This is a genomic window from Paraburkholderia sprentiae WSM5005 (assembly GCF_001865575.2).
GTDB classification, from domain to species: domain Bacteria; phylum Pseudomonadota; class Gammaproteobacteria; order Burkholderiales; family Burkholderiaceae; genus Paraburkholderia; species Paraburkholderia sprentiae.
The window spans coordinates 707884-733322 of the sequence record NZ_CP017561.2 but is presented as its reverse complement, the minus strand read 5'-3'; the positions used below and the strand labels follow the sequence as shown (position 1 = coordinate 733322).

25 protein-coding genes are annotated in these 25439 nt (G+C 64.5%); 13 read left to right on the top strand and 12 right to left on the bottom strand.

Annotation, left to right across the window (positions count from 1 at the left end; genetic code table 11):
* Positions 1 to 2 precede the first annotated feature (2 nt).
* From cysD to BJG93_RS03435, 4 genes are all read right to left on the bottom strand, one after another.
* Complete coding sequence (gene cysD, locus BJG93_RS03450) at positions 3 to 965, bottom strand: sulfate adenylyltransferase subunit CysD (RefSeq protein ID WP_027196956.1); 963 nt, start codon at positions 963 to 965, stop codon at positions 3 to 5.
* A gap of 101 nt (positions 966 to 1066) precedes the next feature.
* A complete protein-coding gene (locus tag BJG93_RS03445; protein ID WP_027196955.1) occupies positions 1067 to 1813 on the bottom strand; it encodes a phosphoadenylyl-sulfate reductase in 747 nt (248 codons plus the stop codon).
* Positions 1810 to 2352, bottom strand: a complete 543-nt coding sequence (locus BJG93_RS03440; protein WP_027196954.1) for a DUF934 domain-containing protein — start codon at positions 2350 to 2352, stop codon at positions 1810 to 1812. The genes BJG93_RS03445 and BJG93_RS03440 overlap by 4 nt, the downstream gene beginning before the upstream one ends.
* A gap of 21 nt (positions 2353 to 2373) precedes the next feature.
* A complete protein-coding gene (locus BJG93_RS03435; protein WP_027196953.1) occupies positions 2374 to 4053 on the bottom strand; it encodes a nitrite/sulfite reductase in 1680 nt (559 codons plus the stop codon).
* A gap of 227 nt (positions 4054 to 4280) precedes the next feature.
* On the opposite strand from BJG93_RS03435, the gene BJG93_RS03430 reads away from it, so the two are divergent.
* From BJG93_RS03430 to BJG93_RS03415, 4 genes are all read left to right on the top strand, one after another.
* Positions 4281 to 5222, top strand: a complete 942-nt coding sequence (locus tag BJG93_RS03430) for a CysB family HTH-type transcriptional regulator (protein WP_027196952.1) — start codon at positions 4281 to 4283, stop codon at positions 5220 to 5222.
* Between the two features lie 39 nt (positions 5223 to 5261).
* Positions 5262 to 6431, top strand: coding sequence for an ABC transporter substrate-binding protein (locus BJG93_RS03425; protein WP_027196951.1), 1170 nt, complete (start codon positions 5262 to 5264; stop codon positions 6429 to 6431).
* A gap of 97 nt (positions 6432 to 6528) precedes the next feature.
* A complete protein-coding gene (locus BJG93_RS03420) occupies positions 6529 to 7293 on the top strand; it encodes a ParA family protein (RefSeq protein ID WP_027196950.1) in 765 nt (254 codons plus the stop codon).
* 37 nt (positions 7294 to 7330) lie between these two features.
* Positions 7331 to 7591 carry a hypothetical protein gene (locus BJG93_RS03415; protein ID WP_027196949.1) on the top strand — a complete coding sequence of 87 codons (261 nt, stop codon included), beginning with the start codon at positions 7331 to 7333 and terminating at the stop codon, positions 7589 to 7591.
* Between the two features lie 42 nt (positions 7592 to 7633).
* On the opposite strand, the gene BJG93_RS03410 is transcribed toward BJG93_RS03415, so the two are convergent.
* The 6 genes from BJG93_RS03410 to BJG93_RS03385 form a co-directional block, all read right to left on the bottom strand.
* On the bottom strand, positions 7634 to 8785 hold the full coding sequence (locus BJG93_RS03410) for a Gfo/Idh/MocA family protein (RefSeq protein WP_027196948.1): 1152 nt from the start codon (positions 8783 to 8785) through the stop codon (positions 7634 to 7636).
* Between the two features lie 33 nt (positions 8786 to 8818).
* Positions 8819 to 9868 carry a sugar phosphate isomerase/epimerase family protein gene (locus BJG93_RS03405; RefSeq protein WP_027196947.1) on the bottom strand — a complete coding sequence of 350 codons (1050 nt, stop codon included), beginning with the start codon at positions 9866 to 9868 and terminating at the stop codon, positions 8819 to 8821.
* Between the two features lie 67 nt (positions 9869 to 9935).
* On the bottom strand, positions 9936 to 10898 hold the full coding sequence (locus BJG93_RS03400; protein WP_027196946.1) for a substrate-binding domain-containing protein: 963 nt from the start codon (positions 10896 to 10898) through the stop codon (positions 9936 to 9938).
* Between the two features lie 147 nt (positions 10899 to 11045).
* Complete coding sequence (locus tag BJG93_RS03395; RefSeq protein WP_027196945.1) at positions 11046 to 12059, bottom strand: ABC transporter permease; 1014 nt, start codon at positions 12057 to 12059, stop codon at positions 11046 to 11048.
* Positions 12040 to 13527, bottom strand: a complete 1488-nt coding sequence (locus BJG93_RS03390) for a sugar ABC transporter ATP-binding protein (protein ID WP_027196944.1) — start codon at positions 13525 to 13527, stop codon at positions 12040 to 12042. Before BJG93_RS03390 ends, BJG93_RS03395 begins: the two co-directional genes overlap by 20 nt.
* Before the next feature lie 3 nt (positions 13528 to 13530).
* Positions 13531 to 14619, bottom strand: coding sequence for a LacI family DNA-binding transcriptional regulator (locus BJG93_RS03385; protein WP_027196943.1), 1089 nt, complete (start codon positions 14617 to 14619; stop codon positions 13531 to 13533).
* A gap of 285 nt (positions 14620 to 14904) precedes the next feature.
* Between BJG93_RS03385 and BJG93_RS03380 the strand changes: the two genes are divergently transcribed.
* Both BJG93_RS03380 and BJG93_RS03375 read left to right on the top strand, forming a co-directional pair.
* Positions 14905 to 15558, top strand: coding sequence for a protein-L-isoaspartate O-methyltransferase family protein (locus BJG93_RS03380; RefSeq protein ID WP_027196942.1), 654 nt, complete (start codon positions 14905 to 14907; stop codon positions 15556 to 15558).
* Positions 15559 to 15642: 84 nt separating this feature from the next.
* The gene (locus BJG93_RS03375; protein WP_027196941.1) at positions 15643 to 15966 is read left to right on the top strand and encodes a rhodanese-like domain-containing protein; all 324 of its coding nucleotides are present in this window, start codon (positions 15643 to 15645) and stop codon (positions 15964 to 15966) included.
* 3 nt (positions 15967 to 15969) lie between these two features.
* On the opposite strand, the gene BJG93_RS03370 is transcribed toward BJG93_RS03375, so the two are convergent.
* The gene (locus tag BJG93_RS03370; protein ID WP_154671807.1) at positions 15970 to 16110 is read right to left on the bottom strand and encodes a hypothetical protein; all 141 of its coding nucleotides are present in this window, start codon (positions 16108 to 16110) and stop codon (positions 15970 to 15972) included.
* Between the two features lie 146 nt (positions 16111 to 16256).
* Here BJG93_RS03370 and BJG93_RS03365 point away from each other — a divergent pair, with 146 nt between their 5' ends.
* Together BJG93_RS03365 and BJG93_RS03360 are read left to right on the top strand one after the other, a co-directional pair.
* Entirely contained in the window at positions 16257 to 17117 is an 861-nt protein-coding gene (locus BJG93_RS03365; RefSeq protein WP_082194610.1) for a hypothetical protein, read from the top strand.
* A gap of 14 nt (positions 17118 to 17131) precedes the next feature.
* Positions 17132 to 17569, top strand: coding sequence for a hypothetical protein (locus BJG93_RS03360; RefSeq protein ID WP_027196940.1), 438 nt, complete (start codon positions 17132 to 17134; stop codon positions 17567 to 17569).
* A gap of 195 nt (positions 17570 to 17764) precedes the next feature.
* Here BJG93_RS03360 and BJG93_RS03355 read toward each other — a convergent pair whose 3' ends face one another.
* Positions 17765 to 19096 (bottom strand): aspartate aminotransferase family protein, encoded by a 1332-nt coding sequence (locus BJG93_RS03355; protein ID WP_027196939.1) that lies wholly within the window; start codon positions 19094 to 19096, stop codon positions 17765 to 17767.
* A 400-nt stretch (positions 19097 to 19496) separates the two neighbouring features.
* Between BJG93_RS03355 and urtA the strand changes: the two genes are divergently transcribed.
* The 5 genes from urtA (at position 19497) to urtE (ending at position 25374) form a co-directional block, all read left to right on the top strand.
* Positions 19497 to 20795, top strand: a complete 1299-nt coding sequence (gene urtA / locus BJG93_RS03350; RefSeq protein ID WP_027196937.1) for an urea ABC transporter substrate-binding protein — start codon at positions 19497 to 19499, stop codon at positions 20793 to 20795.
* 125 nt (positions 20796 to 20920) lie between these two features.
* Positions 20921 to 22555, top strand: coding sequence for an urea ABC transporter permease subunit UrtB (urtB, locus tag BJG93_RS03345; protein WP_051374371.1), 1635 nt, complete (start codon positions 20921 to 20923; stop codon positions 22553 to 22555).
* A 1-nt stretch (position 22556) separates the two neighbouring features.
* Positions 22557 to 23768 carry an urea ABC transporter permease subunit UrtC gene (gene urtC, locus BJG93_RS03340; protein WP_027196935.1) on the top strand — a complete coding sequence of 404 codons (1212 nt, stop codon included), beginning with the start codon at positions 22557 to 22559 and terminating at the stop codon, positions 23766 to 23768.
* A complete protein-coding gene (gene urtD, locus BJG93_RS03335) occupies positions 23768 to 24631 on the top strand; it encodes an urea ABC transporter ATP-binding protein UrtD (protein WP_027196934.1) in 864 nt (287 codons plus the stop codon). Before urtC ends, urtD begins: the two co-directional genes overlap by 1 nt.
* A 50-nt stretch (positions 24632 to 24681) precedes the next feature.
* Positions 24682 to 25374 carry an urea ABC transporter ATP-binding subunit UrtE gene (gene urtE / locus BJG93_RS03330; protein WP_027196933.1) on the top strand — a complete coding sequence of 231 codons (693 nt, stop codon included), beginning with the start codon at positions 24682 to 24684 and terminating at the stop codon, positions 25372 to 25374.
* Positions 25375 to 25439 lie beyond the last annotated feature (65 nt).

Here is a 25439-nt window from a genome sequence, read left to right as displayed (position 1 = left end):
GCTTAGAAATAACCCTGCTTCTTGCGCTGCTCCATCGCCGCTTCCGACACCTGATCGTCCATCCGGGTCGCGCCGCGTTCCGTGATTTCGGTGACGGCCGTTTCGGCGATGATCTTCTCGAGGTCGTCCGCGTCGCTTTCGACCGGGCAGGTGCAGCTGATGTCGCCGACCGTGCGGAAACGCACGAGCGCCTGTTCGCTCGTCTCGCCTTCGCGCATCGGCGTGAGCGGCGTGACCGGCACGAGCAGGCCGTTGCGGCGCACGATCTCGCGCTGGTGCGCGTAGTAGATCGACGGCAGTTCGAGTTGCTCGCGCGCGATGTACTGCCACACGTCGAGCTCGGTCCAGTTCGAGATCGGGAACACGCGCATGTGTTCGCCGTTGTGCAGACGCGCGTTGTAGAGGCTCCACAGTTCCGGGCGCTGGGCCTTCGGGTCCCACTGGCCGAATTCGTCGCGAAACGAGAAGATGCGTTCTTTCGCGCGGGCCTTTTCTTCGTCGCGGCGCGCGCCGCCGATCATCGCGGTATAGCCGTATTGCTCGATCGTCTCGAGCAGCGTGACCGCTTGCGCGGCGTTGCGCGAATCCGTTTCGCGACGCAGACGCACGGTGCCGCGCTTGATCGAATCTTCAACGTGGCCGACCACCAGTTCGGCGCCGATCTCTTGCGCACGACGATCGCGGAAGTCGATCACTTCGCCGTAGTTATGGCCCGTGTCGATATGCACGAGCGGGAACGGCAGCTGCGTCTTGCGGTTTGCGCCGAGGCCGAACGCCTTCAGCGCGAGCGCGAGCACCACGACCGAATCCTTGCCGCCGGAAAACAGCAGCGCCGGCTTGCTGCATTCGGCGACCAGTTCGCGCAGGATGTGAATCGACTCGGCTTCGAGCCAATCGAGGTGATCGATCCGGTTGACCGTATTGGCAAGCGGAGCGTTGACAGTGGAATCGAGCGTGGTGCTCATAGCGGGTCCTTCGTTGATTCGCCCGGCAAGCGCTTCTCGCACGGACGGAAGTATTCAGATCGGTAGCGGCGGCGGTCGACCGCAAGCTCGGTGCGTGGCGCTCAGGCCGACGCGTTTTCGTTGCGCTCGACCGCGATCGGGGTAATCGCCGTGATATGCAAGCCGCATTCCTTGGTATCGCGCGACTCCCACCACCAGCGCCCCGCCCGGCTGTCTTCGCCGGGGCGGATCGCGCGCGTACACGGCTCGCAGCCGATGCTCGGATAACCGCGCGCATGCAGCGGATTGACCGGCACGTCGAAGGTCTTGAGGTAATCCCAGACTTCGGCTTCGCTCCAGTCCGCGAGCGGGTTGAACTTGGCGATGTTGCGCGCGCCGTCGTGCTCTTCCTCGTGCAGCTCGGCACGCGTAACCGACTGGTCGCGACGCTGCCCGGTCACCCAGGCGCTGACGTCGGCGAGCGCGCGATTGAGCGGCTCGACCTTGCGGATCTCGCAGCAGCGCTTACGCAGCTCGATGCTTTCGTAGAACGCGTTCAGGCCATGCTCGCTCACATACTGCCCGACCGCGGCCGCCTGCGGATGAAACTGCTCGATGTCGTAGCCGTAGCGCTCTTTCACGCGATCGAGCATGCCGAGCGTTTCCGCATGCAGACGCCCCGTATTCAGCGAGAAGATGCCGATCTTCACGCCGCGCGACAGGATCGCGTGCGTGAGCAGCATGTCTTCGGCCGCGAGGCTGCTCGCGAGCTTCACATTCGCGTGACGCGTTGCAATCGAGTCGAGCAGCGCGTCGAGGCGCTCGACCTTCGCTGCGAGCTCCGGGCTCAATGATTGTGCGGTGCTCATGCTGGGACCTTGGCGGCGCCAGCCTGCGCGGCGCGGCGGCGAAACAGCGGCGACGTGTCCACGGCGCCCTGGTATTGCACGCTGAAGTCGTCGAACGCTTTCAACGCGTCGTTGATGTCCTTGTCGGCGCGCAATGCATACGCGTCGAAGCCGCAGCGGAACATGAACGTGATCTGGTCGCGCAGCACGTCGCCGATCGCCCGCAGTTCGCCCGTGTAGCCATAGCGCTCGCGCAGCAGACGGCCGATGCTGTAGCCGCGGCCGTCGCGGAACACCGGGAAGTCCACGGCGATCAGCGCGAGCTTGTCGAAGTCGCTGACGATATCCGCCGGTTCGTTATCGGGCGCGAGCCACACGCCGATGTCGGCGGCTCGACGCGCGGCGACGAGCGCATCGCGCTCGGCCTGCCACAGTGCCAGCGGCACGATGACCTTGCCGGCCGGCAGTTCGCTTACCGCGGGCAAAGCGCCATCTTCCGCGGGACGCACGACACTCCAGTCGTCGTTGACGATCGCGCGGTTCTTGATGATAGAAGCCATCTGTTCAGTATCCTTTCGCGGTTACGCGTGGGCCGGTTGACGCGCGGCGTACACGCGCTCCTTGAACGGCGCGATGCCGATGCGGGTGTAGGTATCGATGAAACGTTCGCCTTCCTGGCGGTTTTCCACGAACGTATCGATCACCTTCGTCATCACGTCGGGCATTTCCTCGGCCGAGAACGACGGGCCGATCACGCGGCCAAGGTGAGCGCCTGTCGCACCCGTGCCCTGCTCGCCGCCGAGCGTCACCTGGTACCACTCCGAGCCGTCCTTGTCGACGCCCAGAATGCCGATGTTGCCGACGTGATGGTGACCGCACGCGTTGATGCAGCCCGAGATGTTCAGCGACACGTCGCCGAGGTCGTACACGTAGTCGAGATCGCTGAAGCGTTCCTGGATCGCGAGCGCGATCGGAATCGACTTGGCATTCGCGAGCGAGCAGAAGTCCCCGCCCGGGCACGCGATGATGTCGGTCAACAAGCCGATGTTCGGCGTCGCGAAACCTTGCGCCTTGGCTTTTTCCCACAGCGCGAACAGGTCGCGCTTCTTCACGTCGGCGAGAATCAGGTTCTGTTCGTGCGACACGCGAATCTTGCCGAACGAGTACTCGTCGGCCCAGTCGGCGACCGCTTCCATCTGCACGTCGGTGGCGTCGCCCGGCGCGACCGTGGTCGGCTTCAGCGACAGCGTGACCGACGCGTAGCCCGCCACCTTGTGCGGACGCACGTTACGCTCGACCCAGCGCGCGAACGCGCGGTTTTCGAGCAGATGCTTTTCGAACGACGTGTCGGTGTCCGGCAGCTTGTCGTAAGCGGGCGGCGCGAAGTATTGCGTCACGCGATCGACTTCGGCCTGCGTGAGCGTCGACGGACCGTCCTTCAGGTGCTGCCACTCTTCTTCGACCTGCGCGGCGAACTTCTCTGGCGACAGCGCCTTCACCAGAATCTTGATACGCGCCTTGTACATGTTGTCGCGACGGCCGTAGCGGTTGTACACACGCAATACGGCTTCGCTGTAGGTCAGCAGGTGCTGCCACGGCAGATCGCGGCGGATCACCGCGCCGACGATCGGCGTACGGCCCAGGCCGCCACCGGCGAGGATATCGGCCACCAGTTCGCCCTGTTCGTTGTTGCGCAGATACACGCCCATGTCGTGGATCTGCACGGCCGCGCGGTCTTCCTTCGAACCCGACACGGCGATCTTGAACTTGCGCGGCAACCACGCGAATTCCGGGTGGAACGTCGACCATTGACGCAGGATTTCGGCCCACGGACGCGGGTCGACCACTTCGTCGGGCGCGACGCCGGCGAATTGATCCGCGGTGATGTTGCGGATGCAGTTGCCCGAGGTCTGAATGCCGTGCATCTGCACCGACGCGAGCTTGCGCAGAATCTCCGGCGTTTCTTCGAGCTTGATCCAGTTGTACTGGATGTTCGAACGCGTCGAGAAATGGCCGTAGCCGCGGTCGTGTTCACGCGCGATCTGCGCGAGCACGCGCATCTGGTCGCTGCGCAGATTGCCGTACGGGATCGCGATGCGGTGCATGTACGCGTGGCGCTGATAGTACAGGCCGTTCTGCAGACGCAGCGGACGGAATTCCTCTTCGCTCAATTCGCCCGACAAGCGGCGGCGAACCTGATCGGCGTACTGCGCGACCCGTTCATCGACGATGGTCTGGTCGTACTGATCGTATTGGTACATTAGGGGGCCCCAATTTTTTTCGAAACTTGCGTGACACGCGACCGTCCGGCTCGGCCGCGGCTTGAATACCTGCTTTGTCAGCTGTCGCAAGCGAGCGTTTAGACCCATCGCTCATTTGCTTATAACAAATACAGATATCCATATTGAAAAAGATGGACAGATCGTAATAAACTCGCCTTATATTGCAAACGACTAAAAAATTCTTTCTATATGCGGCGAGGTTATATATGAATCTGCACCAATTCCGCTTCGTCCGCGAGGCTGTGCGGCAGAACTTCAACCTCACCGAAGCTGCCAAGGCACTGTTTACGAGTCAGCCGGGGGTCTCCAAGGCGATCATCGAGCTCGAGGATGAACTCGGCGTCGAAATCTTTACCCGCCACGGCAAGCGCGTGCGCTCGCTGACCGAGCCGGGCCGCATCATATTGCAATCGGTCGAAAAAATCCTCCAGGAAGTGGAAAGCCTGAGGCGGGTCGGCAAGGACTACGCGGCGCAGGACCAAGGCAACCTGACGATCGCCGCGACCCACACGCAGGCGCGCTACTCGCTGCCCGCGGCGATCGCCGAGTTCAAGAAGCGCTTCCCGAAGGTGCACCTTTCGATTCTGCAAGGCAGCCCCACTCAGGTCGCCGAAATGGTGCTGCACGATCAGGCCGACCTCGCGATCGCGACCGAGGCGATTTCCAATTACAAAGATCTGGTGTCGCTGCCCTGCTTCCAGTGGCACCACGTCGCGGTGATGCAGCCGGACCATCCGCTGCTCGAGCGCAAGCTGCTGTCGATCGACGACCTGACCCAGTACCCGCTGATCACCTACGACAACGCGTTCGCCGGCCGCACCAAGATCAACGAGGCGTTCCGCCTGCGCGGTCTGCATCCCGACATCGTGCTCGAGGCGATCGACGCCGACGTGATCAAGACCTATGTCGAGCTGGGCCTCGGCGTCGGCATCATGGCCGACATCGCGTTCAACGCCGAGCGCGACCGCCATTTGCGCGCGATGCCGGTCGGCCATCTGTTCGGCAGCAACGTGACGCGCGTCGCGCTGAAACAGGGCGCGTATCTGCGCAGCTACGTGTACACGCTCGTCGAACTGCTGTCGCCGAGCCTGAACCGCAAGCTGATCGAGCAGGCGCTCAAGGGCGAACACGAAACCTATGAGCTTTGAACCGCTTCCATACCGCTCTCTCGCTACGGAGACCTTCCGATGAAGTTGCACAACAATAAAGTACGCAACACCCTGCACGGCCTCGCAGCCGCGGCGCTGCTCGTCGCCGGCGCCGCGCACGCCGACCTGAAAGTCGGCATCGATCTGTCGAGCACCGGACCGGCCGCCGTGATCGGCATCACGAGCAAAAACGCGATGCTGATGTGGCCGCAGACGATCGCCGGCCAGAAAGCCGACTACATCTTCGTCGACGACGCGTCCGACCCCGGCAACGCCGTGCGCAACATCCGCAAGCTGATCAACGAGGATCACGTCGACGTGATCGTGGGCCCGAACATCACGCCGGCCGCGATGGCCGCGCTCGACCCGGTCGCCGACAGCCAGACGCCGATGATCACGCTGATCGGCTCGGCAAGCGTGGTCGAGCCACAGGAAGGCAAGAAGATCTGGGCCTACAAGATGGCGCAGACCGATAGCGCGATGGCCGATGTGATGACGCGCTATATGTCGAACCACAACGTGAAGACGGTCGGCTTCATCGGTTTCGCGGATGGCTACGGCGAAAGCTGGCTCCACGAGTTCAGCAAGTTCGCGGCGCTGCGCCATATCCAGCTGGTCGCGACCGAGCGTTACAACCGCACCGACGCGAGCGTGACCGGCCAGATCCTGAAGCTGATGGCTGCAAAGCCTGACGCGATCCTGATCGCCGGCGCGGGCACGCCGACGGTGCTGCCGCAGCGCACGCTGATCGAGCGCGGCTACAAGGGGCCGATCTATCAGACGCACGGTATCGCGACGCCGGAGTTCATCAAGCTCGGCGGTAAAGACGTGGAAGGCACGCTGTTTCCGACGCAGCCGGTCGTCGTCGCGCGCACGCTGCCGGCCGATCATCCGTCGAAGAAGGCGGCGCTCGCGTTCGTCGACGCATACGAGGCGAAGTACGGCCCCGGCAGCGTCACGCAGTTCGCGGGCGACGCGGCCGGCGTGTATCCGCGGCTGCAGGACGCCGTCGCGCGTGCGTTGAAGACCGCGCAGCCGGGCACCCCGGCGTTTCGCGTCGCGTTGCGCGACGAGCTCGAGCATGCGCATGAACTGGTGGTGCCGAACGGAGTCGTCGATACGAGCCCGAAGGACCACGTCGGCCTCGATCAGCGGGCGAGCGTGATGGGCACCGTCAAGAATGGCAAGTTCGTTTATCTGAGCCAGTAATGCTGGCATCGGGGCGTCGCGCCCCGTCGAAATCAGCGCCGTCATCCGACTCGGGTATGCTGGGCGCTTCGTCACCGCTTCCGTTCAAGGGGAGACCATGCGGCGCGTTGTATTCAATCAGAAGGGCGGCGTTGGCAAATCGACCATCGTCTGCAACCTGGCGGCCATCAGCGCGAGCGAAGGGTTGCGCACGCTGGTGATCGACCTCGACGCCCAGGCGAATTCGACCCAATACCTGCTCGGCCCGCAGGCGAGCGAAGTCAACCCCACCGTCGCCGGCTTCTTCGAAACCGCGCTCGGCTTCAGCTTCAAGCCTGTGGAAGCCACCTCGTTCATCCATCCGACGCGCTTCGAGAATCTCGACGTGATGCCCGCCCATCCCGACCTCGACACGCTGCACGGCAAGCTCGAATCACGCTACAAGATCTACAAGCTGCGCGACGCGCTGAACGAGCTCGACATGTACGACGCGATCTACATCGACACGCCGCCCGCTTTGAACTTCTACACGCGCTCGGCGCTGATCGCCGTCGAGCGTTGTCTGATCCCGTTCGACTGCGATGACTTTTCGCGTCGCGCGCTCTATACGCTGCTCGAAAACGTGAAGGAGATCCAGCAGGATCACAACGCCGCGCTGGCGGTGGAAGGCATCGTCATCAACCAGTTCCAGCCTCGCGCGAGCCTGCCGCAGAAGCTCGTCGACGAACTCATTAGCGAGGGGTTGCCGGTGCTGGGGTCGCGCTTGTCATCGTCGGTGAAGATCCGCGAATCGCATCAGCTGGCAACGCCTGTCATTCATCTCGATCCGGGGCATAAGCTGGCGCACGAGTATCGGGCGTTGCATCGGGAGTTGAACTGCTAAAGTAGCGCTCTACCCAATCAGCACCCGCAGTCTCATCATGCGCACTACCCGAGCCATTCACGCCGTCGAGCGCCTGAAAACGCGTACCGGCAACCCGCGCTTCGCCGCGATCAGCCTGTCCGGCGGCCTGTTCTATCTGGTCGACAAATCGGGCGGGGTCGACAAGAAAGTGTCCGACCCGCTCACACTCGACGACTTCGTCAAGTTCGTCGATGCCTATGGCCCGCAGAAGCCGCGCAAGGCCAGCAAGTTCGATATCGCATTCGAGGCGCAGATCAAGAAAAGCAAGGGCGGTTGACGCTTGGGCAGCTTCGCCGGCCTTGCGCTTCAGTTCAACGCTTCACGCCCTTGCGATCTCCACCCACCGTCCATCGGCCGCACTGCTTTTCAGCACCGCGTCGATAAACCGCAAACCGTCGACGCCATCATCGACCGTCGTCAACAACAAGCTTTCCGGTGGCGGCGCGCGACCATCGTTTAACGCATCGATCTGCAATGCCGCATCCTTGTACAACTGCGCGAACGCTTCCAGATAGCCTTCCGGATGCCCGGCCGGCACGCGCGTCGCATGCGCGGCAACCGGACTTGTCACACGAGCGCGTGTCAAGCGCTCGGCAGCACCGCCCAACGGCGTGAACCACAACGCGTTCGGCTCCTCCTGATCGAACGCGAGCCCCGCCTTCGTGCCATACACCCGCAAGCGCAGCGCGTTCTCCGCGCCGCTCGCCACCTGGCTCGCCCACAACATGCCGCGCGCGCCGCTCGCATAACGCAGCATCGCCTGCACGTGATCGTCGATACGACGTCCCGGCACGAACGTGTGCAACTCCGCGCACAGCGCCCGCGGCATCATCCCCGTCACAAAAGCGGCCAGCTGATACGCGTGCGTGCCGATATCGCCTAGGCACCCGGCCGGCCCAGCCAGCGCCGGATCGGTACGCCAGCCCGCCTGCCTGTTCGCGCCGCCGGTTTCGACCGGCTCGGCGAGCCAGTCCTGCGCGTACTCGACCTGCACGACGCGTATCTCGCCCAACTCGCCATGTTCGACCAGCTCGCGCGCGTGCCGCACGAGCGGGTAGCCCGAATAGGTATGCGTCAGCGCAAACAGCCGCTTTTTTGAATGCGCGAGCTGCGCGAGCGCCTCGCCTTCAGAGAGCGAAACCGCGAGCGGCTTGTCGCAGATCACGTGGATGCCCGCTTCGAGAAACGCCGTCGCGACCGGCGCATGCAGATGATTTGGCGTGACGATCGCGACCGCGTCGATGCCGTCGTCGCGCGCGGCCTCGGCGCGCGCCATCTCGCGCCAGTCCGCGTAGCTGCGCGCGATGCCCGCTTCGACGGCGCTCGCCCGCGCGCGCCCGGGATCGGACGACAACGCGCCCGCCACCAGTTCGAACCGATCGTCGAGCCGCGCCGCGATCCGATGCACCGCGCCGATGAACGCGCCCTGCCCGCCGCCGACCATGCCCAGCCTGAGCCTTCTGCGCTGCATCGCTTGCGCTCCCTGTTTTGCGTCGGCCGTCGGTCAAATGCCCAGCACGCTCTTTAGCTGCGCGTTATCGACGCCGCTGCCCGCGAAGTCATCGAATGCATGCTCGGCCACGCGGATGATGTGCCGGCGAATGAACTCGGCGCCTTCGCGGGCCCCGTCGTGCGGATGCTTCAACGCGCATTCCCATTCGAGCACGGCCCAGCCCGGAAAATCGAACTGCGCCATCTTCGAGAAGATCGCGCCGAAGTCGATCTGCCCATCGCCGAGCGAGCGAAAGCGCCCCGCGCGTTCGACCCAGCCGCTATAGCCGCCGTACACGCCCTGCTTGCCGGTCGGACGAAACTCCGCGTCCTTCACATGGAACGCCTTGATGCGCTCGTGATAGATATCGATGAACGCCAGATAGTCGAGCTGTTGCAGCACGAAGTGGCTCGGGTCGTACAAAATGTTCGCGCGCGGATGCTGTTCGACCGCGGCGAGAAAACGCTCGAACGTCACGCCGTCGTGCAGGTCTTCGCCCGGGTGCAGTTCGTAGCAGACGTCCACGCCGGCCGCGTCGAACGCATCGAGAATCGGCCTCCAGCGGCGCGCGAGTTCATCGAACGCGAGTTCGACGAGACCGGCCGGCCGCTGCGGCCACGGGTACAGATACGGCCACGCGAGCGCGCCCGAAAACGACACGTGCGTGCTCAAGCCCAAGCGACGCGACGCCTGCGCCGCGAGCTTCATCTGCGCGATCGCCCATTCGGTGCGCGCCGCCGGATTGCCGCGCACCTGCGGCGCGGCGAAGCCGTCGAACAGCGCGTCGTAAGCCGGATGCACGGCGACCAGCTGCCCTTGCAGATGCGTCGATAGTTCGGTGATCGCGACGCCCGCGTTGTCGGCGCTCTCGCGCAGTTCGTCGCAATACGCGTCGCTCGCGGCCGCCTTCTCGAGATCGATCAGGCGCGGGTCGCACGGCACCTGGATACCCTTGAAGCCGAGACCCGCGGCCCAGCCCGCGAGATGCGCGAGGTTGTCGAACGGCACGTCGTCGCCCATGAACTGCGCGAGAAAAATCGCCGGCCCCTGGATGGTTTTCATCGTACGGTTCCTCGAACGTTGCACGCGGACCACGCCCGCGCGCGCTAGACGATGCCCGGAGCGCCGCTCAGAACGGCGAGTCGGGGAAGTAGAACTGCTGGGCGTTTTCCTTCGTGATCAGCACCGACGGAATGATCGTCGTGGCCGGCAGCTTGTCGCCCTTCAGTCGCGCTTCGGCCGTCAGCTTGATCGCGTCGTAGATGAATTTCGGCGAGTACGACACGTCGGCCTTGATCATCGGCGCGCCGTCCATCACGTTCTTCACCATGCCCTTCGAGCCCGCGCCGCCGAACACGATCTTGATGTCGTTGCGCTTGGCCTGATCGATCGCCTTCAGTACGCCGACCGCCATGTCATCGTCGGCGGCCCACACGGCGTCGATGTGCTTGAAGCGCGTCAGGTAGTCCTGCATCACCTTGAACGCGTCGTCGCGATTCCAGTTCGCGTACTTCGCGTCGAGAATCTTGATGTCCGGATAGTTTTTCAACACGCCGGTGAAGGCGGTCCAGCGCTCGTTGTCGAGCGTGGTCGGAATGCCGCGCAGCGCGACGATGTTGCCCTTGCCGTCGAGCGCTTTCGCCAGATACTCGGCCGGAATCTTGCCGAACGCGGTGTTGTCGCCGGCCACGTAGGCATCCTGCGCGCTCGTGTTCGTCAGGCCACGATCGACCACCGTCACGTACACGCCCTTGCGCTTCACCTGCTCGACCGGCTGTGTCAGCGTCGCCGATTCGTACGGGAAGATCACGAGCGCGTTGATCTTGTTGACCGTCACGAGATCCTGCAACTGGTTCGCCTGCTCGGGCGCGTTGGCCGCGGTCTTCACGATCACCTTCAGATCGGGATGCGCCTTCTCGAGATCCTCCTTCGCCTTGTTGGCCCACCAGACGATGCCGCCGGTGAAGCCGTGATCGGCCGTCGGAATCGCGACGCCCAGCGTGACCTTGTCGTCGGCGCGCGCCGCGCCGCTCGTGCCCAGGATCCCCAACGCCAGCACGCCGGCGCCGATCGCTCGAATGACTTGCTTCATGGTGTGTGTCTCCAATCATGAGGCGTTCGCTCGCCCCGATTTTTCGGACCTGCCGTTGGTTTACCGCGCCTGCTTTGCTACGCCTGCTTTGCTGCGTTTCGTTCCCGCGTTTTTTTCACTGCGGCCGCGCCGCTTCGAGGCGCACGGCTAGCGCCGCCCACGCTGCACGAACGCGACGAAAATAATCACGACGCCCTGCACCGCCGCGTTCAGGTACACGCTGATGATGCTGGTCAGGTTCAGGATGTTCGCGATCACCGACAGCAGGATCGCGCCGATCACGGTGCCGATCAAGCGTCCCTCGCCGCCCTTGAGCGCGGTACCGCCGACCACCACCGACGCGATCGCTTCGAGCTCCCACAACAGGCCCGTGGTCGGCGTGGCGGAGCCGAGGCGCGGCACGTAGAGCACCGTGGCCACGCCCACGCAAATCCCGAGCAGCACATACGTGACGATTTTCACCGTATCGACGCGAATCGCCGCATAACGCGCGACCTGTTCGTTCGAGCCGATCGCCTGCACGTGCCGGCCGAACGCGGTGCGATTGAGGATCAGCGCGCCGCCCGCCGCGACCACCAGAAACACCCAGATCGGCACCGGCACGCCGAACAGGCTCGCGTAATAGACGGGACCGTAGAGATCGGATAGCGAATCATTGAGCGTCAGCGCGCCGCCATCGGCGAGCCACGTCAGCACCGCGCGAAAAATCCCAAGCGTGCCGAGCGTGACGATGAACGGCTCGATGCGCCCTTTCGTGATCAGCAGCCCGTGCGCGCAGCCGAACAGCGCGCCGAGCACGAGCGCCGCGACGATGCCGATCGTCACGATCACGAGCGGCGGCAACGCATGACCGGCCGCACCCGCGGCGAGCCCGTTCATCAGCCAGATCATGATGCCCGCGATCAACGCGGCCATCGAGCCGACCGATAGATCGATGCCCCCCGAGATGATCACGAAGGTCATGCCGACCGCGATGATGCCGATGAACGAGGTACGGGTGAGCACGTTCATCAGGTTGCCGAGCGTCGCGAAGTCGCGATTGAGCAGCGTGCCGACGATGCACAGCACGACCAGCCCGGCCAGCGGCCCGAGCGTGTAGAGCCGCTGCGCGACGCGCAGCGCGCGGCCTGATTGGACGGCTTCAGTGGGTGCCGGTCGCATGAGCGATCAACTCCTCTTCGGTCAGATGCTCGAGCGTCAGCGTCGCTTGCAGGCGTCCCGCGCGCATCACGGCGACGCGATGGCACAAGCCGATCAGCTCGACCAGTTCGGATGAAACGACGATCACCGCGCGGCCTTGCGCGGCGAGACGATGAATCAGGAAGTAGATGTCGCGTTTCGCGCCGACGTCGACGCCGCGCGTCGGCTCGTCGAGCACGATCACGTTCGGGTCGGGCTGCAGAAACTTCGCGAGCGCGAGCTTCTGCTGATTGCCGCCCGACAGCATGCGCGCGCGGCTCGACAGGTCGCCGGTGCGAATGCCGAATTCGCCCACGGCCTTCTGCAAAGCCGCGCGACCGGCTTTCATGTCGAGCAGCGGATGCGCGTAGCGTGCGAGCGTCATCAGCGTGACGTTGTCCTGCAGGCTCAGGTCGACGTGCAGCCCTTTGCCCTTGCGGTCCTCGCTCAGATACGTGAGGCCGTGGCGCATCGCGTCGCGCGGGTTCTTCAGATCGACCGGCCGGCCCGCGATTTCGATGCTGCCGCCGGTGCGTTTGCGCAAGCCGATGATCGCCTCGAACGCCTCGGTACGGCCCGCGCCGACGAGCCCCGCGAAGCCGAGTACTTCGCCCGTGCGCACCTCGAAGCTGAGATCGTCGACCCAGTCGGGCACCGTGAGGCCACGCACGCGCAACGCGATCGGCGTGTCGGCGGGCACCGTCTGCTTGTCGGGGAACATATCGGATACGTCGCGCCCCACCATCAGATTGGCCATCTGCTGACGCGCAAGGCCCGCGGTTTCACCGCGCGCGACGAAACGGCCGTCGCGCATCACGATCACTTCGTCCGTGATGCGCTCCACTTCGTCGAGCTTGTGCGAGATGTAGACGATCGTCACGCCATCGGCCTTGAGCTTGAGCATCAGCGCGAACAGCCGGTCGGTTTCGGCGGGCGTCAGCGTCGCGGTCGGCTCGTCCATGATCAGCAGGCGGGCGCGGCGCGACAGCGCCTTCGCGATCTCGACCATCTGCTTTTCCGCGACGATCAGCTCACGCACCCTCGTGTCCGGCGCGCGTTCGAGCCCGACCTGCGCGAGATAGCGCGCGGCATCGCTGCGCATCGCGGCATCGTCGACGAACCAGCCGCGGCGCTTCTCGTGACCGAGGTACATGTTCTGCGCGATCGTCAGATGCTCGGCGAGGTTGAACTCCTGGTGGATCAGCACGATGCCCTGCGCCTCGGCATCGCGCGAACCGGCGAAGCGCTGCACGTGGCCGTCGACCAGCACGCTGCCCGACGTTGCGGTTTCGTAGCCGGCGAGGATTTTCATCAGCGTCGACTTGCCCGCGCCGTTCTCGCCGAGCAGACCGTAGATGCGGCCGGGCGCCAGCTCGAAGCTGACACCATGCAACACGCGCACCGGGCCGAAGTCTTTGCGAATGTCGTCGAAGCGGATCGCGAGACTCATGGCTCACGCACTCCCACGGATCACCAGACGATGCGGCAGCAGCACGCCCGGCACGTTGGCCTGCGGATTCGCGAGGCGCTGCAGCAGCAGACGCGCGGCGGTCTCGCCGAGCTCGCGCATCGGCTGCGCGATCGTCGTGAGCGGCGGATCGATCTGCGCGGCGAGCGAGATGTCGTCGAAGCCGGCCACGGCGACGTCGTCGGGCACGCGCTTGCCGACGCTGCGCAAGCCGTGGATCACGCCGATCGCGAGCGTGTCCGACACCGCGAAGATCGCGCTCGGCGCATCGGACTGCCGCATCAACCCGGCCGCGGCCGACGCGCCCGCTTCGTAATCGAGGCTGTTCAGATTCATGCGCCAGCGCGGTTCGGGTGCGATGCCCGCGTCGCTCAATGCGTCGACGTAACCTTGCTGACGCTGGCGCGCATACAGATAGTCGACGTCGGAATTGATGAGACCGATGCGCCGGTGGCCGCGCGCGAGCAGATGGCGCACGGCGTCGCCCGCTGCGCGGTAGTTGTCGATGCCGACGTACGGCACGCCCATCTGCGGATCGAACTCGCAGCACGCGACCCACGGCAGCGCCTGCGACGCCTCGCCGAGCGCCTGCTGGATCGTCGCCGGATCGAGGCAGATCGCGCCGTCCGCGCGGCGGCGCCGCAGCATGTCGAAGTAGCTGCGCTCGCGCCCGGGGTCCGCGCCGGTGTCGCATAGCAGCATGAAATAGCCGTGCTGCCGCGCGACGCTGTCGATGCCGCGCACGATCTCCGCGTAAAACGGATTGCCGAAGTCCGGCACCATCGTCAACAGCAGACGGCTTTCGGCGGTGCGCAGATTGCGCGCGAGTTCGTTCACGCGGTAGCCGCTCGCGTCGATCGCGGCGAGTACTTTATCGCGCGTGGCGGGCCGCACATTCTCATGGCCGTTCATCACGCGCGACACCGTCGCGACCGACACGCCCGCCTGCTCGGCCACGCCGGCGATCGACGGCCCGTCGGACGCGCGCGGCGGCCGCGTCTGCGATTGGCGTCGAGGTTGACTGCCCGCGCGGGACAACACGGCCGGCGACGGGCGGGATGGCGTTCGGGACACACGGCCTCGCAGCGGGAATGTAATCGATTACATTTTTGGGCGACGGCGAGGCGAATCGCAAGGACGGATCGCTAGGGATTAACACGGGGGCCGTCGGCCTCGCGCCTGCCCGCGAGCGTCCGGGGCGTGTCAGCCATTTGGTACAATCCCGCAGTTCCCCTGACGCGGCTTGCAAGTGAACGCCTTGCTCCAAAGCCGCGGCCGCGGCAATCCGCCGGGGCCGGGTCAGGACAAACGTCAGCGGCAGCCGTCGCCCGCTCGCCAAACCAAACCGCCGAATCCACCATGAACATCGAGCAAGCGCGTTTCAACATGATCGAACAGCAGATCCGCCCCTGGGAAGTGCTCGACCAGGACGTGCTGAATCTGCTGTCGATCGTCAAACGTGAGAATTTCGTCCCCGCCGCTTACCACGACCTCGCTTTCGTCGACTTCGAAGTGCCGCTGCCGGCCGGCCAGCACATGCTGGCGCCGCGCGTCGAGGCGCGCGTGCTGCAGGAGCTGGCGTTGAAGAAGCACGAAAGCGTGCTCGAAATCGGCGCGGGCTCGGGTTACATGGCGGCGCTGCTCGCGCATCGCGCGCAACATGTGCTGACGGTCGACATCGAACCGGAACTGGCCGAACTCGCGAAGGCCAACCTGATCGCCAACGGCGTGCTGAACGTCGAAGTCGCGACCGGTGACGCCGCGCGCGGCTGGAGCGGCGCGGCGCCGTACGACGTAATCTGCGTGTCGGGCGGTTTGCCGGTGCTGCCGCAGGAAATGCTCGAACAGCTGAAGGTCGGCGGCCGTCTCTCGGCGTTCGTCGGCAGCGCGCCGGTAATGAAGGCGCAAATCATCACGCGCATCGACGAGAAGCAATACCGCATCTCCGACGTGTTCGAAACCTACGTCGAGCCGCTCGCCAATGCCGTGCAGCCGGCGCGGTTCAGGTTCTAAGCGGCGTTTTCGCTCGCTTCGAGGTGTATTGTTGATCCGGACGGGCCGAGTAAGCCGCCGTCCTTTGAACTGGATGTCCCGCTGATGCAAAACCTGACCGCTCCCGCACTCGCCGAATGGCTCGCCGATACCTCGCGTCCCGCGCCCGTGCTGCTCGACGTGCGCGAGCCGTGGGAACTGCAAACGGCGTCGATGCCCGGCGTCGTGTCGATTCCGATGCGCGAGATTCCGGCACGCAGCGAAGAGCTCGATGACGACGCGCAGATCGTCTGCATCTGCCATCACGGCGCGCGTAGTGCGCAGGTCGCGATGTTCCTCGAATCGCGCGGACACGCCAACGTGTTCAATCTGCAAGGCGGCATCGACGCCTGGTCGCGTCAGGTCGATCCGTCGGTTCCGACTTACTGAGATTCACCGCAAAGGCAGCGCATTGAAGCGGCGCAAGGGCTGACGGTCCTTGCGCCGCTTTTCGTTGGCGCTGCGCCAGAAGTGGTGACGAACACCCCGCAAGATCGACGGCTTGCGGGGTGTTTTGTTTTTGTGAGCGATCATTCAGCCCATCACGACCGTTGCGCGCGCTAGCGAAAGCGGCCCGAAATTTTTTGGGCCGTCGCCCATATACGGACAACCTGTCGCGCGGTGATCATCTGGTCGCTGCCGATCCGGGCAGCGACTTCAAATAGATCGTCGGCACGCCTATGTCCTTGTCCGTATTCGAGATGCACTCCGTGGAGATGTTTTGCCAAAGGCCTCCGGGTGCTTGTTATGTAATCTGCGACGAGTGGCACTACAAGGCGTGCCTGCGCAAGGCCGCCGACCTCGAGCAGGCCCAAGCAGAAACGGGGGAATTTCTCGGTATTGCCGGACTGAACTGTCGCGACTGGGGGAAGGACCGGAAGCTGGTCGAGCGCATCATCAAGCATGGCTGGCTGTGGTTTCATAATGTGCGGGACCGGAACCCCGAGATAGATGGCTGGTGGGTTATCAGTGCGCTTCTCGACGAGGTGCGTAGGGGCACGCTGCTTGCGATTAAAGGGCGTCGTGCTGACTTCTTTCCGTCATCGCACACCGCGCCAATAGGGACGTTCACGGCGAGGGCAGTCCAGTTCACGAACGACGGACCCATGCTGTCCGGGCAGTATGATCCGGGCACGCGGCAAACCCGGTTGATAGCCGCGCGCGCAGCCACGTCTGGCGGCGACAGCGACGGCGCAGGCGTTCTCGATGCGCCTGTCGCCGCGGTCCGTGCGCGGGCCGCCGATAGAGAGGTCTCAACGCTGCTTGGCAATGCACAGCCGTTCGAATACACGCGGGATGCCGTCAGTGGGGACTCCTTTGATATCGCTAAAACGCCCAATACAGGCGAACCCGGTACGTGGTACACGAACCCTGGCAGCGGGCAAATGCGCATGTTTGGAGATGACGGACAACGTGTCGTTGACTTCGACTTTGATCATGATCACGGTCAGGGCGTACCCCATGCCCACAACTGGGCGATCAATCCGCTCAGCGGCAAACTCGGGCGCGGTCCCGGTCTACCGTTTTCGTTGCTCCCCTAATCGACGGAGATGAAATGGAAAAATCAAATTACGCAAACGTGCGGGATATTCAGAATTTCCCCAGCTTCCACGATGCAGAGCTCTTTCGGATTGAGCATCGTCGCGATGAGCGCGAGTTCGAGCTTGGCTTTAAGCGCGTCAACGGTGAAATTGAGGTTCTGCTTTTCAAGCGGGTGATCTCCCTGCGGATGCTGGACTTCGCAGAGCAAAACGTTGTCTCACGCGTATTGCTGTCGCCGAAGCATTCATTTTCTGTCAGCGACGTGAGGACCATTATCGGATGGATCCGTAGCTGGACCGACTCCAAACCGGCGCTTGTATCTCAGGAGCAGGCAGAAAAGATCGCTCAGGACATACTCGCAGGAAAGGCGACACTATTCGCGCTTGATCCCTCATGCGGTGCAGAAGTAGCCGTCCTGTGTGAGTCGGCATGGCTACGGCAACACGACTAGTCGGCGCACGCCAGGTGGCGGCGCACCAAGCGCACTTAACGACATTCGCGTGATGACAGCGGCGATGGACAGTATTCGCGACTATGCGCCATGATCAAACTTCAGCATCAGATGCGAGCACGGTTCAAGACACTGGCATACGGAAAGCCGACCCTCCCAAGTCGGCTTTTTTGTGCCCACGCCCCCACCTCCGCGCTACGCCGTCTCCCTCAACACCTCCGCCACCGTCCCAAAGATCTCGTCGATCTGCGCCTCATCGACGATCAACGGCGGGGAGAACGCGAGAATATCGCCGGTATAGCGCGTGAGCACGCCCTTCTCGAAGCAACGCACGAACACATCGTAGGCCCGCGCGCCCGGCGCGCCGTCGCGCGACGCCAACTCCACGCCGCCGACAAGCCCCAGATTGCGCACATCGATCACATGCGGCTCGCCGCGCAGCTTGTGAATCGCGCGTTCAAAGATAGGCGCCATTCGCGCGGCCCGTTCGAATAGCTGCTCGCGTTCGTACAGATCGATGGTTGCGCACGCCGCGGCCGCCGCGATCGGATGCCCCGAATACGTATAGCCGTGGAATAGTTCGATGCCGCCCGGCGCGCCGCCCACGATCGTGTCGTGAATCTTCGCGCTCGCGGCGACCGCGCCCATCGGCGCCGCGGCGTTGTTGGTGCCCTTGGCCATCGTCAGCAGATCGGGGGTCACGCCGAAGTACTGCGCGGCGAACGGCGCGCCGAGCCGCCCCCAGCCGGTAATCACTTCGTCGAAAATCAGCAGGATGCCGTGCTTGTCGCAAAGCTCCCGCAAACGCTGCAGGTAGCCTTGCGGCGCAATCAATACGCCGGTGGAGCCCGCCACCGGTTCGACGATCACCGCGGCAATCGTCGACGCATCGTGCAGCGTCACGAGCCGCTCGAGTTCGTCGGCCAGATGCGCGCCCCACGCGGGCTGCCCCTTCGAAAACGCCGCCTCCTTCAGATTCAGCGTATGCGGCAGATGATCGACCGCGGGCAGCAGCCCGCCTGAAAACGCCTTGCGATTCGGCGCGATACCGCCGACCGAGATCCCGCCGAAGCCGACACCGTGATAACCGCGCTCGCGTCCGATCATCCGTGTGCGCTGGCCTTCGCCTTTCGCCCTGTGATAGGCCAGCGCGATCTTCAACGCGGTATCGACCGCTTCGGAACCCGAGTTCGCAAAGAAGATGTGCTTCAGATCGCCCGGCGTGTGACGCGCGATTTTCGTCGCCGCCTCGAAGGCCTTCGGATGTCCCATCTGGAAGGTCGGCGCGAAATCCATTTCCGCGGCCTGCGCCTGCACCGCCGCGACGATCTCGTCGCGGCAATGGCCGGCGTTCACGCACCACAGGCCCGCCGTGCCGTCGAGTATGCGGCGGCCATCGTGCGTCGTGTAGTACATCCCCTTCGCGCTCGCCAGCAGCCGCGGCGCGCTTTTGAACTGACGGTTCGCGGTGAAGGGCATCCAGAAGGCGGACATATCGGGTGGGTTGACGGCGGCACGTTCGCTCATGTGGGGTCTCCTTGTTCTGCATCGATGGTCTTTCAGTGTAGGCAGAGCGCGCGTCATGCACAAAGACGCGGCGCACTGAGGCCGCCCATGCACCGCCGTTGTACCGCGTCGGCTCACAGCGCTTCGCTGGCGGCGAACTACGCTTCGTCGCGGCGCGACGCGCACCCGAACGAGGCGCGGCGTGCGCGACTGCACCAGTTTCGCGCCGCGGCGGCGATCGGACAGCGCATCGCCCCTGCGCCGACCGCCGCGCCGCAGCGTGCATCGCACCTGCATCGCGCCGGATGGGTTCGCATGGCATGTGCCTTGCAGTAGACGAGCGGCAAGTCGTGCGCGCACAGCACGTCTGGCTGAATTCGACGCTCATAAACAGTGACCATCAATGGCAAGGGGAAAGCACATGAAACGTCGCAGTCTGTTGAAGTTCGGCTCCATGTCCGGCGCGCTCGCGCTCGCGGGCCGCGTGCCGTTCGCGCACGCGCAGTCCGATAGCGGCCCGATCAAGGTGGGGATCCTGCATTCGCTGTCCGGCACGATGGCGATCTCCGAAACATCGCTGAAAGACACCGCGTTGATGACGATCGCCGACATCAACAAGAACGGCGGCGTGATGGGCCGTCAGATCCAGCCGGTCGTCGTCGACCCCGCGTCGAACTGGCCGCTCTTCGCCGAGAAGGCGCGCCAGCTTCTGACTCAGGACAAGTGCGCGGTCGTGTTCGGCTGCTGGACCTCGGTGTCGCGCAAGTCGGTGCTGCCGGTGTTCGAGGAGCTGAACGGCCTGCTGTTCTATCCGGTGCAGTACGAAGGCGAGGAGATGTCGCGCAACGTGTTCTATACGGGCGCCGCACCGAACCAGCAGGCGATTCCCGCGACCGAATATCTGATGAGCGCCGAAGGTGGCGGTGCAAAGCGCTTCTTCCTGCTCGGTACGGACTACGTGTATCCGCGCACGACCAACAAGATCCTGCGCGCGTTCCTCACGTCGAAAGGCGTGCAGGAAGCCGATATTCAGGAGGTCTATACGCCGTTCGGCCACAGCGACTATCAGACCATCGTCGCGAATATCAAGACCTTTTCGCAGGCCGGCAAGACCGCGGTGATCTCGACCGTGAACGGCGATTCGAACGTGCCGTTCTACAAGGAGCTCGGCAACCAGGGGCTGAAGGCGTCGGATGTGCCGGTCGTCGCGTTCTCGGTCGGTGAGGAAGAACTGCGCGGGATCGATACGAAGCCGCTCGTCGGCAATCTCGCCGCCTGGAACTACTTCATGTCGCTGCGCAACCCGGCCAACGAGAAGTTCAAGAAGCAATGGGCCGCGTGGGTCAAGGACAACAACCTGCCGGGCGGCACGAAACGCGTGACCAACGATCCGATGGAAGCGACCTTCGTCGGCATTCATATGTGGAAGCAGGCAGTCGAGAAAGCGAAAAGCACCAACGTCGACAAGGTACGCGTCGCGATGGTCGGGCAGACCTTCGCCGCGCCGTCGGGCTTCACGCTGGAGATGGATGGCAACCACCATCTGCACAAGCCGGTGATGATCGGCGAGGTGCGCGCGGACGGCCAGTTCAACGTCGTCTGGCGCACCAAGGGACCGGTTCGCGCGCAACCGTGGAGCCCGTTCATCGCCGGCAATGCGGGCAAGCCCGATGTGGTCAGCTCGATTCCGGCGTTCCTGCGGCGCTCGCGCGTCGCATGACGTGTCGGCGTGGGCCGGCGCACGCCAATGCGCGTCGACCTCTCGCTGAAGCCGCGGCGGCGGCTCACGCGGCGCCGTCGCGCGCTTAACCGGCTCATCGACTCAACCCAGTGCAAAAGGCCATCATGGCGTTGTCATTTCCGACCTCCGTACGGCGACTCGGCGCGGCGCTGCTGCTGCCGCTCGCGGTCCTTCTCGCCGCCGCGCCGCGCTCGGCATTCGCGCTGACCCAGACCGACGTCGCGCCGCTCGCCGGCGACGACTTCGACGCGAAGTCCGCCGCGATCGACAAGCTGATCGCCACGCACGATACCGCGTCGGTTGCGGTGCTCAAGGCACTCGCCGACGACAGCGCGCTCGCCACCGACTCCGGCGAAGTGCTGCTGCAGGACGGCGACACCACACGCGATGCCGTGACCGGCCAGCCCGTCGCCGCGAGCGACGCACAGCCGCTCACGCTGAACAACCTGTTGCGCTCGAAGGTAGCGGGCGCGTTGTCGGGCCTGCAACTCGCGTCGCCCGACCAGGCGACCCGCGCAGCCGCCGTCGATGCACTGCTGCAAAACCCGGATGCGTCGCTCAAACCGCTCGTCGACGCGGCGCGCGCGAAAGAAACCGATCCCGCACTGAAGAAACGTCTCGACACGCTGTGGGCGATGAGCGCCTTGCACGACCCGGATGCGGCGAAGCGTCTCGAAGCGGTGCAACTGGTCGCCGCGCGCCACGACCTCGACATGAACGAGCTGCTGCGCCCGCTAGTCGCGAAGAAAACGGACGGCACGTTTGCCGAAACCGACGAACGCGTGCGCGCGGCGGCGCAAAGCGGCATCGATACGCTCGATGCGATCCAGCGCCGCAGCCAGATCGCGGGCACGCTGTTCGCGGGGCTGTCGCTCGGTAGCGTGCTGCTGCTCGCCGCGCTCGGCCTCGCGATCACGTACGGGCTGATCGGCGTGATCAATATGGCGCACGGCGAATTTCTGATGATCGGCGCGTACGCGACCTATGTCGTGCAGAACCTCTTTCAGCGCTTCGCGCCCAGTGCGTTCGACTGGTATCCGCTGCTCGCGATACCCGCCGCGTTCGTCGCGGCCGCGCTGGTCGGCATCGTGCTCGAACGGCTGGTGTTGAAGCACCTGTATGGTCGCCCGCTCGAAACGCTGCTGACCACCTTCGGCGTGAGCCTGATCCTGATTCAGGCGACCCGCATGCTGTTCGGCGCGCAGAACGTCCAGGTCGTCAATCCGTCGTGGATGAGCGGCGGCGTGACCGTGCTGCCGAACCTGATCCTGCCGTACAACCGGCTCGCGATTCTCGCGTTCTCGCTGATCGTCGTCGCGATCGCGTGGGCGGTGCTCACGCGCACGCGCCTCGGTCTGTTCGTGCGCGCGGTCACGCAGAACCGTCGCATGGCCGCGTGTGTCGGCGTGAAAACCGCGCGTGTCGATTCGTATGCATTCGCGTTCGGCGCGGGCATCGCGGGACTGGGCGGCTGCGCGCTGTCGCAGATCGGCAATGTCGGGCCCGACCTCGGCCAGAGCTACATCATCGATTCGTTCATGGCGGTCGTGCTCGGCGGCGTCGGCCAGCTTGCGGGCACGGTGCTCGGCGGCTTCGGCCTCGGCCTCGTCAGTAAGGCGATCGAGCCGTTCTGGGGCGCGGTGCTCGCGAAGATCGCGGTGCTCGTGCTGATCGTGCTGTTCATCCAGAAGCGTCCGCAGGGCATGTTCGCCTTGAAGGGCCGTAGCGCGGAGGCGTGAGATGGCATCGGCTACTTCATCGGCAAACCCAACGTCCGCTTCGTCGTCGCGCGCCGGTGCCGCTGGCGCGGGTGCGGGCGGCGCGCGCGAGTCCAGCACCCACACCGGCTTCGCGCTCGGCCTGCCAGCGCGGCCCGCGCTGCTGTCGCGTCGCGCGTGGCTCGCGCTAATCGCATTGATCATCGCGTTCGGTCTCGGCGTGCCGTTCGCCGCGCTCGTGATTCCGGAGACGAGCGCACTGCATCTGTCCGCATACGCGATGACGCTGACCGGCAAATTCATGTGCTACGCGATCGCGGCGCTCGCACTCGATCTCGTGTGGGGCTACTGCGGCATCCTGAGCCTGGGTCATGCCCTGTTCTTCGCACTCGGCGGCTACGCGATCGGCATGTACCTGATGCGCGCGATCGGTCACGAGGGCAAGTACGGCAGCGATCTGCCCGACTTCATGGTGTTTCTCGACTGGCACCAGTTGCCGTGGTACTGGCATGGCACGCAACATCTCGGCTACGCGCTGCTGCTGGTCGTGCTGGCGCCCGCCGTGGTCGCATGGGTGTTCGGCTTCTTCACGTTCCGCTCGCGCGTGAAGGGCGTCTATCTGTCGATCATCACGCAAGCGATGACCTTCGCCGCGATGTTGCTGTTCTATCGCAACGAAACGGGTTTCGGCGGTAATAACGGCTTCACCGATTTCAAGCGCATCGCCGGCTTTCCGATCACGCATCCGGGCACGCGCGCCGCCTTGCTGCTGATCACGTTCGCGGTGCTGATCGCCGCGTTCATCGGCGCGCGCGCGATCGTCACGTCGAAGCTCGGCCGCGTCGTGACCGCCGTGCGCGACGGCGAAACGCGGCTGATGTTCGTCGGCTACAGCCCGCTCGCGTACAAGCTGTTCGTCTGGACCGCGTCGGCGATGCTGTGCGGCATCGCGGGCGCGTTGTACGTGCCGCAGGTCGGCATCATCAATCCGGGCGAGATGTCGCCGGGCAACTCGATCGAAATGGCGATCTGGGTCGCGGTCGGCGGACGCGGCACGCTGATCGGACCGATCATCGGCGCGTTCGCGGTGAACGGCGCGAAGAGCTTTTTCACGGCGAACTTTCCGGAATACTGGCTGTTCTTTCTCGGCCTGATCTTCGTGCTGGTGCCGCTGCTGTTGCCGAACGGCATCATGGGTCTCGCCGATCTGCTGACGCGCAAAAGGGACCGCTGATGAACGAAAACCCGATGGTTCCCGATCTGGATTTGCCCGAAGCACCGGCGCAACGCTCGTTGAGCGGCGTCGCGAGCATGGGGCACGCGGTCGTGCCCGGCGAAATCGACGTGTCGCACGGCACGATTCTCTACCTCGAAGACGTGACGGTCAGCTTCGACGGCTTTCGCGCACTGAACGCGCTGACGCTCGCGATCGACGCGGGCGAATTGCGCTGCATCATCGGCCCGAACGGCGCGGGCAAGACCACGATGATGGACGTGATCACCGGCAAGACCGCACCCGATCACGGCAAGGTGTTTCTCGGCCAGTCGATCGATCTCACGCGCATGAACGAACCGGCGATCGCGCGCGCCGGGATCGGCCGCAAGTTCCAGAAGCCGACCGTGTTCGAGCAGCATCCGGTGTGGGAAAACCTCGAACTCGCGATGAAGACCGATAAGCGCTGGTGGGCGTCGCTGCGGGCGCGGCTCGATCGCGACGCACAGGCGCGCATCGAGGAAACGCTCGTGCTGATCGGACTGGAGAGCGAGGCGCGGCGGCTCGCCGGCGAGCTGTCGCACGGCCAGAAGCAGCGCCTCGAAATCGGCATGCTGCTGATGCAGCAACCGGCGCTGCTGCTGCTCGACGAACCGGCGGCCGGCATGACCGACGACGAAACGATGCAGCTCGCCGAGTTGCTCAATCACCTGCGCGGCACCTGCTCGATGATGGTCGTCGAGCACGACATGGAGTTCGTCGCGGCGCTCGCGGGCGACACGGGCAAGGTGACGGTGATGGCCGAAGGACGCGTGCTCGCGCACGGCACGCTCGACCAGGTGAAGCGCGATGAGACCGTGATCGAGTCTTATCTTGGCCGCTGATTGCAGTTAAAGACGGCACCGCAGCGTCAACTCGACAGGACCACCAAACCATGCTGGAAGTAGACCGACTGAACCAGTACTACGGCGGCAGCCATATTCTGCGCGACGTGAAGCTGACCGTGCCCGACGGCAAGCTGACGGTGCTGCTCGGGCGCAACGGCGTCGGCAAGACCACGCTGCTGCGCTGCCTGATGGGCGTCGTGCCCGCCAAAAGCGGCGCCATCGCGTGGCGCGGCGAGCAACTGATGAAACTGTCGACCCATGCGCGCGTCGCTCAGGGGCTCGCCTATGTGCCGCAGGGCCGCGATATTTTCCCGCGCCTGAGCGTGGAAGAGAATCTGCTGGTGGGCGCCGCCAGCAGAAAGGCGCCGAAGCAAGTCCCCGAGCGCATCTACGCGCTGTTCCCGGTGCTCAAGGACATGCGCAACCGGCGCGGCGGCGATCTGTCCGGCGGTCAGCAGCAACAGCTCGCGATTGGCCGCGCGCTGATGAGCGAGCCCCAACTGCTGATCCTCGACGAGCCGACCGAGGGCATCCAGCCATCGATCATTCAGGACATCGGTCGCACGCTCCGGCAGCTCGTCGAGGACATGGGCATGACGGTGCTGCTTGTCGAGCAGTACTACGACTTCGCCAAAGCGGTCGCCGACCGCTACTGGGTGATGAGTCGGGGCGAAATCATCGCGGGCGGCGACGGGGCGAACATGGACGCGGATGGGGTAAGGGGCTTGATTGCCGTGTAAGCGCGCTCAAGTTATCCGCCGCGCGACCGTTACACAGGCTAGGCAGCGCCGCAACGGTCGGATGA

Coding starts and splice junctions, on each gene's coding strand:
- cysD (WP_027196956.1), bottom strand. CDS start 965: ATGAGCACCACGCTCGATTCCACTGTCAACGCTCCGCTTGCCAATACG.
- BJG93_RS03445 (WP_027196955.1), bottom strand. CDS start 1,813: ATGAGCACCGCACAATCATTGAGCCCGGAGCTCGCAGCGAAGGTCGAG.
- BJG93_RS03440 (WP_027196954.1), bottom strand. CDS start 2,352: ATGGCTTCTATCATCAAGAACCGCGCGATCGTCAACGACGACTGGAGT.
- BJG93_RS03435 (WP_027196953.1), bottom strand. CDS start 4,053: ATGTACCAATACGATCAGTACGACCAGACCATCGTCGATGAACGGGTC.
- BJG93_RS03430 (WP_027196952.1), top strand. CDS start 4,281: ATGAATCTGCACCAATTCCGCTTCGTCCGCGAGGCTGTGCGGCAGAAC.
- BJG93_RS03425 (WP_027196951.1), top strand. CDS start 5,262: ATGAAGTTGCACAACAATAAAGTACGCAACACCCTGCACGGCCTCGCA.
- BJG93_RS03420 (WP_027196950.1), top strand. CDS start 6,529: ATGCGGCGCGTTGTATTCAATCAGAAGGGCGGCGTTGGCAAATCGACC.
- BJG93_RS03415 (WP_027196949.1), top strand. CDS start 7,331: ATGCGCACTACCCGAGCCATTCACGCCGTCGAGCGCCTGAAAACGCGT.
- BJG93_RS03410 (WP_027196948.1), bottom strand. CDS start 8,785: ATGCAGCGCAGAAGGCTCAGGCTGGGCATGGTCGGCGGCGGGCAGGGC.
- BJG93_RS03405 (WP_027196947.1), bottom strand. CDS start 9,868: ATGAAAACCATCCAGGGGCCGGCGATTTTTCTCGCGCAGTTCATGGGC.
- BJG93_RS03400 (WP_027196946.1), bottom strand. CDS start 10,898: ATGAAGCAAGTCATTCGAGCGATCGGCGCCGGCGTGCTGGCGTTGGGG.
- BJG93_RS03395 (WP_027196945.1), bottom strand. CDS start 12,059: ATGCGACCGGCACCCACTGAAGCCGTCCAATCAGGCCGCGCGCTGCGC.
- BJG93_RS03390 (WP_027196944.1), bottom strand. CDS start 13,527: ATGAGTCTCGCGATCCGCTTCGACGACATTCGCAAAGACTTCGGCCCG.
- BJG93_RS03380 (WP_027196942.1), top strand. CDS start 14,905: ATGAACATCGAGCAAGCGCGTTTCAACATGATCGAACAGCAGATCCGC.
- BJG93_RS03375 (WP_027196941.1), top strand. CDS start 15,643: ATGCAAAACCTGACCGCTCCCGCACTCGCCGAATGGCTCGCCGATACC.
- BJG93_RS03370 (WP_154671807.1), bottom strand. CDS start 16,110: ATGATCGCTCACAAAAACAAAACACCCCGCAAGCCGTCGATCTTGCGG.
- BJG93_RS03365 (WP_082194610.1), top strand. CDS start 16,257: ATGTCCTTGTCCGTATTCGAGATGCACTCCGTGGAGATGTTTTGCCAA.
- BJG93_RS03360 (WP_027196940.1), top strand. CDS start 17,132: ATGGAAAAATCAAATTACGCAAACGTGCGGGATATTCAGAATTTCCCC.
- BJG93_RS03355 (WP_027196939.1), bottom strand. CDS start 19,096: ATGAGCGAACGTGCCGCCGTCAACCCACCCGATATGTCCGCCTTCTGG.
- urtA (WP_027196937.1), top strand. CDS start 19,497: ATGAAACGTCGCAGTCTGTTGAAGTTCGGCTCCATGTCCGGCGCGCTC.
- urtB (WP_051374371.1), top strand. CDS start 20,921: ATGGCGTTGTCATTTCCGACCTCCGTACGGCGACTCGGCGCGGCGCTG.
- urtC (WP_027196935.1), top strand. CDS start 22,557: ATGGCATCGGCTACTTCATCGGCAAACCCAACGTCCGCTTCGTCGTCG.
- urtD (WP_027196934.1), top strand. CDS start 23,768: ATGAACGAAAACCCGATGGTTCCCGATCTGGATTTGCCCGAAGCACCG.
- urtE (WP_027196933.1), top strand. CDS start 24,682: ATGCTGGAAGTAGACCGACTGAACCAGTACTACGGCGGCAGCCATATT.